A 12,837-nucleotide genomic window follows, 5' to 3' on the forward strand; every position below is an offset into this window, starting at 1 on the left:
TCACAATGGTTTACCGTCGCTTTGTTGATTTTGCTCAGGAAATTCTGCCCCCCGCACAGCGGGAGGCGAGAGAAGGGCGTAAATTATGGCCGGAAGGTGGCCCACACCGGCGCGTGGTCGGACGGTTTTTCCATTCCGCGGATCTCATAATCGATTCCGGTCTCCACGCAGCGCTGGGCCAGAGGCTGGCTGGCCAGCAGCAGGTCGATGCGCAGCCCGCGGTTATCGTCGAAGCCTTTGGAGCGGTAATCGAACCACGAGAAGTGCTCCTGATTGTCCGGATTAGCCTGACGCCAGGTATCCACCAGGCCCCAGCCCAGCAGGCGATCCATCCACTCCCGCTCTTCCGGCAGGAAGGAACATTTGCCGGTACGCAGCCAGCGTTTGCGGTTCTCTTCACCAATACCGATATCGAGATCGGTGGGACTGATGTTCATATCGCCCATGATCAGCACCGGATTCTCTTTGTTGAGTTCGGTCTCCAGATAGTTCTGCAGATTCTGATAGAACGCCGCTTTGGCCGGGAATTTGGTTTCATGATCGCGGCTTTCACCCTGTGGGAAATAACCGTTAATCACCGTGACGTTGCCGAAAGGCGACGGGATCTCCGCCATGATGATGCGGCGCTGAGCCTCTTCGCCATCGTCCGGGAAACCGCGGCGGACGGCAATCGGCGTGTCTTTGGTCAGCAGCGCGACGCCATAATGGCCTTTTTGTCCATGATAAAAGACGTTATAGCCGAGTTTGGCGACCTCTTCGAGAGGGAACATATCGTCGTGAACTTTGGTTTCCTGCAGGCCAATCACGTCCGGCTGGTGTTTTTCGACGATGGCGGCCAGTTGGTGTGGGCGGGCGCGCAGGCCGTTGATATTAAAAGAGATGAATTTCATAGTCGCTGCCACTGTGCAAGGTGAATAGTGCAGGGATGGTAGCAGAAATTCGCCTGGCTGGCTGCCACCGGATGCGTCATTCTGCCAATCGCTGCGCATGAGCGTGCCGTGGTTGCCCCTTTTACGGGCATGCCGCGCCAAAAAAGGGCAAATAGCTACGATAAATTTCGCAGAGGATCACAATTACAGAATTATATCTTACCGTTGCATAACTTATCTTCTTTAATCACTGTTTATCCCCCTTTATCGGATACTTATTCACTAAATATGCATTTTATGTGAATAGCGTTCGGCTGTAACTCCTTGATTCTGCGTTATCTCAACCGGTTTATGCATTTTTATCGCTGGCTGGCACGAACCGTGCAATCTACATTTACAGCGTAATAACTCATATTTATTAACATTATTGCTACTTTTAATTTACCGGAAGAGGTCGATATGTCTCAGTCAATTACGCGTAACCACTTTGATGAATGGATGATGCCGGTCTACGCGCCAGCGGCGTTTATTCCGGTGCGGGGCGCCGGGTCGCGGCTGTGGGATCAGCAGGGCAAAGAGTATATCGATTTTGCCGGCGGCATCGCCGTGAACGCGCTGGGGCACGCCCATCCGCGTCTGGTGCAAGCCCTGACTGACCAGGCCAGCAAATTCTGGCATACCGGCAACGGCTACACCAATGAGCCGATCCTGCGTCTGGCCAAAATGCTTATCGATGCCACCTTCGCCGACCGGGTCTTCTTCTGTAACTCCGGCGCTGAGGCCAATGAGGCGGCGCTCAAGCTGGCGCGTAAATATGCCCACGATCGCTTTGGCAGTGAGAAAAGCGGCATCGTCGCTTTCCAGAACGCCTTCCACGGGCGGACGCTGTTCACCGTTTCGGCGGGCGGTCAGCCGGCCTACTCCCGGGATTTTGCCCCGCTGCCGCCGCAGATCCAGCATGCGGTGTTTAACGATCTCGAGTCGGCAAAGGCCTTAATCAATGACCAAACCTGCGCGGTGATCGTCGAGCCGGTGCAGGGCGAAGGGGGCGTGGTGCCGGCCAGCGGCGAGTTTTTACGCGGCCTGCGCCAGCTTTGCGACCAGCACAACGCCCTGCTGATTTTCGATGAAGTGCAGACCGGGGTCGGGCGCACCGGCGAGCTGTATGCCTATATGCACTACGGCGTGACGCCCGATGTGCTGACCACCGCCAAAGCGCTGGGCGGCGGTTTCCCTATCGGCGCGCTGCTGGCGACAGAGGCCTGCGCCAGCGTGATGACCGTCGGCACCCACGGCACCACCTACGGCGGTAACCCACTGGCCGGGGCGGTGGCCGGCGAGCTGCTGTCGATCGTCAACACCCCGGAAGTCCTCTCCGGCGTCAGACAGCGCCACCAGTGGTTTTGTGAACGTCTGCAGGCGATCAACGCCCGCTATGGCCTGTTCAAGGAGATCCGCGGCCTGGGACTGCTGCTCGGCTGCGTGCTGAATGACGCCTGGGCCGGGAAGGCGAAAACGCTCAGCAACCTGGCGGCGGAAGAGGGGGTGATGATCCTGATCGCCGGCGCTAATGTGGTGCGTTTTGCGCCGGCGCTGAACGTCAGTGAAGAAGAGGTGAACAGCGGGCTGGATCGCGTCGAGCGGGCCTGTGCGCGTTTCGTGGCAGGAGTCTCATCATGATGGTTATTCGACCGGTGGAGCCGGGCGATTTGCCCGGGCTGCTGAAGCTGGCAGCGGAGACCGGCGGCGGGCTGACCTCGCTGCCGGTGGATGAAGCGACCCTCGCGGCGCGGATCGCCCGCTCGCAGCAGACCTGGCGCGGCGAGCTACCGAAAAGCGAGCAGGGCTATGTCTTTGTGCTGGAGGAGAGCGAAAGCGGCGCGGTGGTGGGTATCTGCGCGATCGAGGTGGCGGTGGGGCTCAACGATCCCTGGTATAACTACCGGGTCGGCACCCAGGTCCATGCCTCGAAGGAGCTCAACGTCTATCAGGCGTTGCCGACGCTGTTTCTCAGCAACGATCATACCGGCAGCAGTGAGCTGTGTACCCTGTTCCTCGACCCGCAGTGGCGCAAAGAGGGCAATGGCTATCTGCTGTCGAAATCGCGCTTCTTATTTATGGCCGCCTTTCGCGAACGCTTTAATGAGAAGGTGGTCGCCGAGATGCGCGGGGTGATTGATGAGCAGGGTTACTCGCCGTTCTGGGAAAGCCTGGGCAAACGCTTTTTCGCCATGGAGTTTTCCCGCGCCGACTACCTGTGCGGCACCGGACAGAAGGCTTTCATTGCCGCCCTGATGCCCAAGCATCCGCTGTATATCGATTTCCTTTCCCCTGAGGCGCAGGCGGTGATCGGCAAGGTTCATCCGCAGACCGCCCCGGCCCGGACGGTGCTGGAGAAAGAGGGGTTCCGCTACCTGAACTACATCGATATTTTCGACGGCGGCCCGACTCTGGAGTGCGACATCGACCGGGTGCGGGCGATCCGCAAAAGCCGTCTGGTGTCCACCGAGGCAGGTGAAACCCCGCCCGGCGACTGGCCGCTGTGCCTGGTGGCGAACGAACAGTATCACCAGTTCCGCGCTCTGCTGGTGCATGCTGACCCGGATGGCGACACCCTGACCCTCAGCGCCCGCGAACTGGATATGCTGAAGTGTCATGCCGGCGACCAGGTGCGCATGGTGCGCCTGATCCCTGAGGAGAAAACCGCATGAGTCTGTGGATTAACGGCGAGTGGCGGCCCGGCCGTGGGCCAGGTTTCAGTAAACAGGATCCGGTTAACCTGAAGGTTGTCTGGCAGGGCGAAGCGGCGGATGCCGGGCAGGTTGCCGAGGCGGTGGCGGCTGCCCGCCAGGCGTTCCCGGCCTGGGCGCGGCTACCGTTTGCCACCCGTCAGGCGATCGTGGAAAAGTTTGCCGCCCTGCTGGAGGCCAGCAAGGCGGAGCTGACGGCGATGATCGGCGCCGAAACCGGAAAGCCGCGCTGGGAGGCGGCCGGGGAAGTGACGGCGATGATCAACAAGGTGGCGATCTCGGTGAAGGCCTACCACGTCCGCACCGGCGAACAGCACAGCGATCTGCCCGACGGCGCCGCCACGCTGCGTCACCGGCCGCACGGCGTGCTGGCGGTGTTTGGCCCCTATAACTTTCCCGGCCATCTGCCTAACGGGCACATCGTGCCGGCGCTGCTGGCGGGCAATACCGTGGTCTTTAAACCCAGCGAACTCACCCCGCGCAGCGGCGAAGCGGTGGTGAAACTATGGGAGCAGGCTGGCCTGCCCGCCGGGGTGCTCAACCTGGTGCAGGGCGGTCGGGAAACCGGCGAGGCGCTCAGCGGTCAGGCGGATATCGACGGGCTGCTGTTTACCGGCAGCTCAACCACCGGCTTTCATCTGCATCGCCAGCTGGCCGGGCAGCCGCAGAAGATCCTCGCGCTGGAGATGGGCGGCAATAATCCGCTGATCGTTGACGATCCGCGGGACGTGGATGCCGCGGTGCATCTGACCATCCAGTCCGCCTTTATTACCGCGGGCCAGCGCTGCACCTGCGCCCGCCGTCTGCTGGTCCGACGCGGAGAGGCGGGCGATGCCTTCCTCTCCCGGCTGGTGACGGTGTGCCAGCGGCTGATCCCGGCGGCGTGGGACGCCGAGCCGCAGCCGTTCCTCGGCGGGCTTATCTCGGCGCAGGCCGCGCAGAAAGTGCATCAGGCCTGGCTGCAGCGGGTCGCTGCTGGCGCGGTCACTCTGCTGGAGCCACGTTTATTGCAGGCCGGAACGTCGCTGCTGACGCCGGGGATTGTCGACATGAGCGACGTGGCCAATGTCGAAGATGAAGAGGTGTTTGGCCCGCTGCTTGGCGTCTGGCGCTACGACACGTTCGAGGAGGCAATTGCCTTAGCCAACGCCACCCGCTTCGGGCTCTCCTGCGGGTTAATCTCTCCGGAACGGGAGAAGTTTGATCGACTGCTGCTCGAAGCGCGGGCGGGGATAGTCAACTGGAACAAACCGCTGACCGGGGCGGCGAGTACCGCGCCGTTCGGCGGCACCGGCGCGTCCGGTAACCATCGTCCGGGGGCCTGGTACGCTGCCGATTATTGTGCCTGGCCGATGGCCAGCCTTGAATCGCCGACCCTGACGCTGCCCACCAGCCTGAACCCGGGGCTCGACTTTCTGGCCGGGGAGGCATCATGACCGCCCGCGAAGTCAACTTTGACGGTCTGCCCGGGCTGACCCATCACTACGCCGGGCTCTCCTTTGGCAACGAGGCCTCCACCCGGCACCGCCACCGGGTGTCGAACCCGCAGCTGGCGGCAAAGCAAGGGTTGAAAAAAATGAAAGCCCTCGCCGACGCCGGCTACCCGCAGGCGGTGATCCCGCCTCAGGAGCGGCCCAATGTGCCACTCCTGAGGCAGCTGGGCTTTAGCGGCAGCGATGAGCAGGTGGTAGCCCGGGCGGCGCAGCAGGATCCGGACCTGCTGTCGGCGGTGAGTTCGGCCTCGGCGATGTGGGTGGCGAACGCGGCGACGGTCTGTCCCTCCGCCGATTCGCTGGATGGCCTGGTGCACCTGACGGTGGCGAATCTGCAGGATAAATTCCACCGCGCCAGCGAAGCACCGACCACAGAGGCGCTGTTGCAGGCGATTTTCCCGGACCGCACGCGATTTGCCATCCACCCGGCGCTGCCCGCTTCGGCCTGGTTTGGCGACGAAGGGGCGGCGAACCATAATCGTCTCGGCGGCGAGTATGGCGCCCCCGGCGTCCAGCTCTTTGTCTATGGCCGCCGCCGGGGGAGCGAGGAGGCGCCGCGTTGCTATCCGGCACGGCAAACCCTTGAGGCCAGCCAGGCGGTGGCGCGCCTCAATCAGGTCAATCCCCGCCAGCTGATCTTCGCCCGCCAGCATCCGGCGGCGATCGACACGGGGGTGTTCCATAACGACGTCATCGCGGTGAGCAATCGTCAGGTCCTGTTCTGCCATGAGCAGGCCTTTGCCGACCAGACCGCGCTTCTCCAGCAGCTGGCGCAGCGGGTGCCGGGCTTTACGCCGCTGGTGGTCCCCGCCAGTCGGGTCACGGTGGCAGAGGCGGTTGCCACCTATCTGTTCAACAGCCAGCTGCTGAGTCGGGCGGATGGCAGCATGGCGCTGATCCTGCCCCACGAAGCGCAGGAGCATGCCGGCGTCTGGGAATACCTCAATGAGCTGCTGGCCGGGGACAACCCTATCGCCGCGCTACAGGTGTTCGATCTGCGCGAGAGTATGGCCAACGGCGGCGGTCCGGCGTGCCTGCGCCTGCGGGTGGTGTTGACGGCCGAGGAGTATCAGGCGGTCAATCCGCACGTCCTGATGAACGATACGCTGTTCGCCACCCTCAATGACTGGGTGGATCGCTACTATCGCGATCGTCTCACCCAGGCCGACCTCGCCGACCCGCAACTGCTGCGGGAAGGGCGTGACGCGCTGGATCGGTTGACCCAGATCTTACACCTCGGCTCGGTTTATCCATTTCAGCAATAAGGGGGGGCGGTGGAACACTTTCTGGCATTAACCCTGGCGGGGCGTTTGCCCCACCATTTTCACGGCGAGACGGCGCACTTTCGCTGGCACTGGTTGGGAGAGGGGATCCTCGAGCTGACGCCGCATGCGCGCTGCGAGCGCGGGCTGGTACTCTCCTGCGCCATTCATGGCAACGAAACGGCGCCGGTGGAGATAGTCGACCACCTGGTGCAGCGACTGGTCCGGGAGGCACTCCCGCTGCGCTGGCGGTTGCTGGTGATCGTTGGCAACCCACCGGCGCTGCGGGCGAATAAGCGCTATCTGCACAGTGATATGAACCGGATGTTTGGCGAGCGCTGGCGGCAGTTTCCGCTCAGTGAGGAGACGCAGCGGGCGCAGCGGCTGGAGCAGGCGGTGGCCCGCTTCTATCGCGACCACGATGGTCCGCGCTGGCACCTCGATCTGCATACCGCGATCCGCGGGTCGCTACATCCGCGCTTCGGCGTGCTCCCGGCCCGCGATACGCCGTGGGAGGAGGATTTTCTTCACTGGCTGGGCGGCGCCGGGCTGGAGGCGCTGGTGTTTCATCGCCAGCCAGGCGGGACCTTCACTCACTTCAGCTGCGAACGGTTCGCGGCGCTGGCCTGCACCCTTGAGCTGGGCAAAGCGCTGCCGTTGGGTGAAAACGATCTGACGCAGTTTGCCGCCGCCGAAGGAGCGCTTTCCCGGCTGCTGGTGGGGGATCTGGCCATTGCCGATGATCCGGCGCCGCTGCGCTACCGGGTGGTACAGCAGATCACTCGCCATAGCGATGATTTCCGCTTGCATATGGCGGATCAGACGCTGAACTTCACCCCCTTCGAACCCGGCACGCTGCTGGCGGAGGAGGGCGAGACGCGGTATGTGGTGGGGCCTGAGCCGGAGTATGTCCTGTTTCCCAATCCGATGGTGGCGAAGGGGCTGCGCGCTGGCCTGATGCTGGAGAAATTATCCTGAGGGCAAGCCGTCCGCCGGGCGGCCTGCTTTATTTCGCGCGTCTTTTTTCGCCATCTTATTTTTTCGTGCCCCAGTGTAAATTTGCAGATTATTCCTGGTAAAATGCTTTGTTTTTAATCTTTCCTCTTTTATACTCTCCATAATTTCTCTGCAAAACAGAAGGTTATTTATTTTTCATTGCAATTCTTCGTCAGAATTCCTTATTTTCTCCATAATTGGTGAGAAACTGTTTTTTACACTTTCATTGTTTTACTCTTGCTCTGACTAATTGACGATTAACGTCGTAAAGTTAATCTCGTCAACACGGCAACGCGCCGTAAGAATAACGTAAAGTAAGGATTGAATGATGAAGAAACTCACTGCACTGTTTGTTGCCTCTACTCTGGCTCTGGGCGCGGCTAACCTGGCACACGCCGCCGATACCACCACCGCGCCGAGCGACAGTAAGCCGATGATGATGCATCATAAAGGCGGCCCGGGTCAGCATGACATGATGTTTAAAGGCCTGAACCTGACCGATGCGCAGAAACAACAGATCCGCGACATCATGAAGAGCCAGCGTGAGAACATGAAGCGTCCGTCCCTCGACGAACGCCGCGCGATGCACGAGCTGATCGCCAGCGACACCTTCGATAAGGCGAAAGCGGAAGCGCAGATCGATAAGATGGAAGCGCAGCATAAAGCGATGGCGCTGTCTCGCCTGGAAACGCAGAACAAGATCTACAACATTCTGACTCCAGAGCAGAAAAAACAGTTCAATGCTAATTTTGAGAAGCATCTGACAGAACGCAACGCGCCGGCAGGTAAAATGCCTGCACCTGCTGAATAATTTAGCGAACTGAATCAAGACCGCCGGTCTTGCCCAATAATGCCATCAGGCGTTGGGCAGGGCCGGCGGTTTTTTTATTGGTGGTTTCTCAGCCAAGCGGGTGCAGCGGATAGTGACCGCTGAGCAAAGGCTTACAGAGGATCTTGTAACCATCCTGGTCGAATCCGGCGGGCAGACGGGTCAACTCCGCGGCCTGGTCGAGCGAGTCGACGGCCCCCAGCCACAGCCAGTTATGAATGACGTGATACTGCGTCATATCCGGGCCGCGCTCCTCCAGCGCCACTGGCCCCGCCCACGGCCAGCACACCAGCTGCAGTTTACTCATCTGCGCCAGCAGGCGCTCGCTGTGCGCCTCCACGCTCTCCTTTCCACAGCAGGCGCCGGCGCAGCGGCCCAGCGCGGAGCGAAAGCAGGCGCGGCCGCGGCTGAGCGGTTCCAGACCAAGCAGGCCATAACAGAGGCGCTGTTCGTCGGCAAGGCTCTGCAGCATCTGCAGCGCCGCCCGCCGGTTGGCGAACAGGCCATAGAGATGCTGCTGGTGCGAGAAATCAACCTCGCGGGCATAGACAATCTGCGGCCGGTCGTCTGCAAGTAGCCAGGCGCAGAGCTGCTTGTTACGCCGTAGCCGCTTGTTAAACAGCGGCTGCTGCTCTTTAATCAGCCGCGCCTCCAGCAGCAGCGCTCCCAGCTCGCCTGCGGTGCGCTGCCAGGTGATACGCCGCGACTGACGCAGCATCGCGGCCTCTTCGGGCGTGCGCAGGTGGGATAACACGCGGCTGCGGAGGTTGACGCTCTTACCGATATAGAGCGGCATTGTGTCGCTGTCGCCGTGAAACTGATAGACACCCGGCAGCTTTGGCAGTGCCTCCAGCCACGGGCGAAGATGTTCGGGATATTCATAGATCGCCGCCGCTTCAAACTCCAGACGCGGGGCAGATTGCTTTCTGGCCACAATAACTCCTGATACTGTCTATCTATCCAGTATAGCAGGCGGTTTTTGCGGCGAAAAGCGCAAAAAATAACCCCGGCGCGGGCCGGGGCGGGGAGGGACTATTTTTTCCAGAAATCGTCAAAGACGGTGATCGGTGGCCGACGCTTGTGTTCGGTTTTCAGATACCAGCCTTCGATCGTTTTAGCGATACTGGGGGCCAGCGTTTTGCCTTCCAGATAATCGTCGATGTTCTCGTAGGTGACACCCAGCGCCACTTCATCTGGCAGGGAGGGGCGATCGTCTTCCAGGTCGGCGGTCGGCAGCTTCTTATACAGATGTTCCGGGCAGCCGAGATGGGCCAGCAGCTGTTTGCCCTGACGTTTGTTCAGGCGGAAAATTGGGTTGATGTCGGTGCCGCCGTCGCCATATTTGGTGAAGAAGCCGGTAATCGCTTCCGCCGCATGGTCGGTGCCGACCACCACCCCTTTGGTCATTCCGGCGATGCTGTACTGGGCCTTCATCCGCTCACGGGCTTTTTCGTTACCGCGAACAAAGTCGCTCAGTTCGATCCCCGCTTCGCGGAGCGCCTGTTCACTGGCCAGTACCGAGGCTTTGATATTCACCGTCAGCACCCGGTCAGGCTGGATAAAGGCGATGGCGTCCTGGCAGTCCTGCTCATCCGCCTGCACGCCATAGGGCAACCGAACGGCAATAAACTGCAGGCTGCTGTCGCCCGTTTCGGCACGCAGTTCATTAATCGCCATCTGGCACAGTTTCCCCGTCAGGGTGGAGTCCTGGCCGCCGCTGATACCCAGCACCAGCGATTTAATAAACGGGTAGGTCTGCAGGTAGGACTTCAGGAAATCGACACTGCGGCGGATCTCGCCGGCGACATCAATCTGCGGCTTTGCGCCCAGCGCCTGAATAATCTCTTGTTGTAGCGTCATCGCGCCCTCCGAAAGTGAATCTGTTTGGCAAGCTGTTGGCTTAAAGCTACCTCTTTGCCGCTGAAACGACAAGGACCGGGGTTTTGACTGCCGGAAAAGAAGGCAATCAATGACATAGGATTTCATTATAGATGCCACTACGCGGGAGAAACCGCCGGTCGGCAGCGGCGCGTCAATCCTGTTTACGCAATAACACAATCAGACATGATTTCGCTGTTCGGCTTGAAAAATAACACTATTTATTCCAGGCTTATCGTTACACAGTAGAAAAGAGGAACCAAAATGAACAAAAGCTTAGCAGGAATACTGGGCGTCACCGTCGCGTTAACCTTACTGGCGGGCTGTACCGCTTACGATCGTACCAAAGACCAGTTTACCCAGCCGGTGGTGAAAGATGTGAAGAAAGGGATGTCGCGTCAGCAGGTGATGCAGATCGCTGGCAAACCTTCAACGGAAGTGACCATGGTTCATGCCCGCGGCACCTGCCAGACCTACATCCTCGGTCAACGGGATGGTAAAGTAGAGACCTACTTTGTGGCCCTCGACGACACCGGCCATGTGATTAACTCCGGCTACCAGACCTGCGCCGAGTATGATACTGACCCGCGCAACGCCAAGTAAGCTTCCTACTGTTTACTGAGCCCTACGTAAGCCCGACCACTGGTCGGGCTTTTTTGTGAGTACTGATGCTTATTTAATTGCGCGAATTATTTGGGTGAAAATGTGAGGGTAGTCAAAACCAGAGGTCAATGAGAGACAATTCTGTTCAACAGCGAATTATCCTGGCGGCTCAGCTTGCCGTATACTCAACCCATAAACAGAATTAACCGGATGTTACCAGTCTTACCGGCTCTCAGCGGTTACTGAAGGCCCTGGTCTCACACATTGAGGAAGCGTTCATGGAAAAGAAACACATTTATCTCTTCTGCTCGGCAGGCATGTCTACATCACTGCTGGTCTCCAAAATGCGGGCGCAGGCGGAAAAATACGAAGTCCCGGTCATTATTGAAGCTTATCCTGAAACCCTCGCGGGTGAAAAGGGACCGGAAGCCGACGTGGTATTATTAGGGCCACAAATTGCGTATATGTTACCGGAAATTCAGCGCCTGCTGCCGAATAAACCGGTAGAAGTCATCGATTCTCTTCTGTATGGCAAGGTGGATGGTTTAGGTGTATTGAAAGCCGCCGTCGCGGCCATTAAGAAAGCTGCAGCACAATAATTTTAACTTTTAAAACTCGATGTATTTTGACGCCTGGTGGCACCCTGTTGCCGGACGTCAAAAAATAAAGAGTTTATTTTCCCGTCAAAGAGTAATTTCATACATCATCGCCGTAATAGTTTATTGCGGCTTTTAAGGGTATTGACTATGAGTAAAGTGATCGACTCGCTTGAAAAGGTACTCCTTCCTTTTGCAGTGAAAATAGGAAAGCAGCCGCATATTAATGCGATTAAAAACGGATTTATTAAATTAATGCCGTTGACCCTCGCCGGGGCCATGTTTGTATTAATTAACAACGTTTTTCTGAGCTTCGGCGAAGGCTCTTTCTTTTATTCTATGGGCATTCGACTGGATGCCTCCACCATTGAAACCTTAAACGGCTTTAAGGCTATCGGCGGGAACGTCTATAACGGTACCCTCGGCATTATGTCGCTGATGGCGCCGTTCTTTATCGGCTCCGCGCTGGCGGAAGAGCGCAAAGTCGACCCGATGGCCGCGGGCCTGCTGGCGGTGGCGGCCTTCATGACCGTGACCCCGTATAGCGTGGGTGAAGCCTATGCGGTGGGCGCCAACTGGCTGGGCGGGCAGAACATCATCTCCGGGATGATTATCGGTCTGGTTGTCGCGGAACTGTTCACCTTCGTGATCCGTCGTAACTGGGTGATCAGACTGCCGGACAGCGTGCCAGGGTCAGTATCGCGCTCTTTCTCCGCGCTGATCCCGGGCTTTTTGATCCTCTCCATCTTCGGCATTATCTCGTGGGCCCTGTCGAGCTACGGCAGCAACTTCCACCAGATCATCATGGACTCTATCTCCACGCCGCTGGCGGCGATGGGCAGCGTAGTCGGCTGGGCATACGTAATCTTTAACTCCCTGCTGTGGTTCTTCGGCGTGCACGGTTCCCTGGCGCTGACGGCGCTGGATAACGGCATCATGACCCCGTGGGCGCTGGAAAACATCGCGCTGTATAACCAGTACGGCTCTGTTGATGCGGCTATCGAAGCAGGCAAACAGTTCCACTTCTGGGCCAAGCCGATGCTCGACTCCTACATCCTGCTGGGTGGCTCCGGGGCAACGTTGGGTCTGATTATCGCCATCTTTATCGCTTCCCGCCGTGCTGACCATCGTCAGGTTGCGAAGCTGGCGTTGCCGTCAGGCATCTTCCAGATTAACGAACCGATTCTGTTTGGTCTGCCGATCATCATGAACCCGGTGATGTTTATCCCCTTCGTGCTGGTCCAGCCGATTCTGGCAGCCATTACGCTGGCGGCTTATAGCCTGGGGATTATCCCTCCGGTGACCAACCTGGCGCCGTGGACCATGCCGACCGGTCTGGGAGCGTTCTTTAACAGTAACGGCAGCGTGGCCGCCCTGCTGGTGGCTCTGTTCAACCTTGGCGTCGCGACTCTGGTCTACCTGCCGTTTGTGGTGCTGTCGAATAAAGCGCAGACCGTCATCGAGCAGGAAGAGAGCGAAGAAGACATCGCTAACGCACTGAAATTCTGATACCGCGCGGTACGGGCAATGTCCCGTACCGCCTGATAAATGAGGGAAATAT

Annotated in this window: 13 protein-coding genes; 10 read left to right on the plus strand and 3 right to left on the minus strand. The window is 59.0% G+C overall.

From position 1 onward, the window contains the following. Positions 1–83 precede the first annotated feature (83 nt). Positions 84–890 (minus strand): exodeoxyribonuclease III, encoded by an 807-nt coding sequence (gene xthA / locus CWM61_RS26785; RefSeq protein ID WP_100632195.1) that lies wholly within the window; start codon positions 888–890, stop codon positions 84–86. Positions 891–1,328: 438 nt separating this feature from the next. On the opposite strand from xthA, the gene CWM61_RS26790 reads away from it, so the two are divergent. The 6 genes from CWM61_RS26790 (at position 1,329) to spy (ending at position 8,181) form a co-directional block, all read left to right on the plus strand. After that, positions 1,329–2,549: an aspartate aminotransferase family protein gene (locus CWM61_RS26790; protein ID WP_008807740.1), complete on the plus strand. Its 1,221-nt coding sequence runs from the start codon at positions 1,329–1,331 to the stop codon at positions 2,547–2,549. After that, entirely contained in the window at positions 2,546–3,580 is a 1,035-nt protein-coding gene (astA, locus tag CWM61_RS26795; protein WP_100632196.1) for an arginine N-succinyltransferase, read from the plus strand. The genes CWM61_RS26790 and astA overlap by 4 nt, the downstream gene beginning before the upstream one ends. Beyond that, positions 3,577–5,055: a succinylglutamate-semialdehyde dehydrogenase gene (gene astD, locus CWM61_RS26800; RefSeq protein WP_100632197.1), complete on the plus strand. Its 1,479-nt coding sequence runs from the start codon at positions 3,577–3,579 to the stop codon at positions 5,053–5,055. The genes astA and astD overlap by 4 nt, the downstream gene beginning before the upstream one ends. Then, the gene (gene astB, locus CWM61_RS26805) at positions 5,052–6,377 is read left to right on the plus strand and encodes an N-succinylarginine dihydrolase (protein ID WP_100632198.1); all 1,326 of its coding nucleotides are present in this window, start codon (positions 5,052–5,054) and stop codon (positions 6,375–6,377) included. Before astD ends, astB begins: the two co-directional genes overlap by 4 nt. Before the next feature lie 9 nt (positions 6,378–6,386). After that, positions 6,387–7,352 carry a succinylglutamate desuccinylase gene (astE, locus tag CWM61_RS26810; RefSeq protein ID WP_100632199.1) on the plus strand — a complete coding sequence of 322 codons (966 nt, stop codon included), beginning with the start codon at positions 6,387–6,389 and terminating at the stop codon, positions 7,350–7,352. Between the two features lie 343 nt (positions 7,353–7,695). Next, on the plus strand, positions 7,696–8,181 hold the full coding sequence (spy, locus tag CWM61_RS26815; RefSeq protein ID WP_072096650.1) for an ATP-independent periplasmic protein-refolding chaperone Spy: 486 nt from the start codon (positions 7,696–7,698) through the stop codon (positions 8,179–8,181). 88 nt (positions 8,182–8,269) lie between these two features. Here the strand turns inward: spy and cho are convergent, their stop codons facing one another. Continuing rightward, positions 8,270–9,133: an excinuclease Cho gene (gene cho, locus CWM61_RS26820; protein WP_074386143.1), complete on the minus strand. Its 864-nt coding sequence runs from the start codon at positions 9,131–9,133 to the stop codon at positions 8,270–8,272. Positions 9,134–9,231: 98 nt separating this feature from the next. Beyond that, positions 9,232–10,059: an ammonia-dependent NAD(+) synthetase gene (nadE, locus tag CWM61_RS26825; protein ID WP_100632200.1), complete on the minus strand. Its 828-nt coding sequence runs from the start codon at positions 10,057–10,059 to the stop codon at positions 9,232–9,234. A 282-nt stretch (positions 10,060–10,341) separates the two neighbouring features. On the opposite strand from nadE, the gene osmE reads away from it, so the two are divergent. From osmE to chbC, 4 genes are all read left to right on the plus strand, one after another. Then, a complete protein-coding gene (gene osmE / locus CWM61_RS26830; protein ID WP_008807747.1) occupies positions 10,342–10,680 on the plus strand; it encodes an osmotically-inducible lipoprotein OsmE in 339 nt (112 codons plus the stop codon). Positions 10,681–10,958: 278 nt separating this feature from the next. Continuing rightward, positions 10,959–11,279 (plus strand): PTS N,N'-diacetylchitobiose transporter subunit IIB, encoded by a 321-nt coding sequence (chbB, locus tag CWM61_RS26835; RefSeq protein ID WP_002901547.1) that lies wholly within the window; start codon positions 10,959–10,961, stop codon positions 11,277–11,279. Between the two features lie 19 nt (positions 11,280–11,298). Continuing rightward, positions 11,299–11,415, plus strand: coding sequence for a hypothetical protein (locus tag CWM61_RS29625; protein WP_165785318.1), 117 nt, complete (start codon positions 11,299–11,301; stop codon positions 11,413–11,415). A gap of 11 nt (positions 11,416–11,426) precedes the next feature. Further along, on the plus strand, positions 11,427–12,785 hold the full coding sequence (gene chbC, locus CWM61_RS26840) for a PTS N,N'-diacetylchitobiose transporter subunit IIC (protein WP_008807749.1): 1,359 nt from the start codon (positions 11,427–11,429) through the stop codon (positions 12,783–12,785). The last annotated feature ends 52 nt before the right edge of the window (positions 12,786–12,837 follow it).

It is taken from the genome of Klebsiella sp. K-Nf6 (genome assembly GCF_002806655.1).
Classification (GTDB): Bacteria; Pseudomonadota; Gammaproteobacteria; order Enterobacterales; family Enterobacteriaceae; genus Klebsiella; species Klebsiella variicola.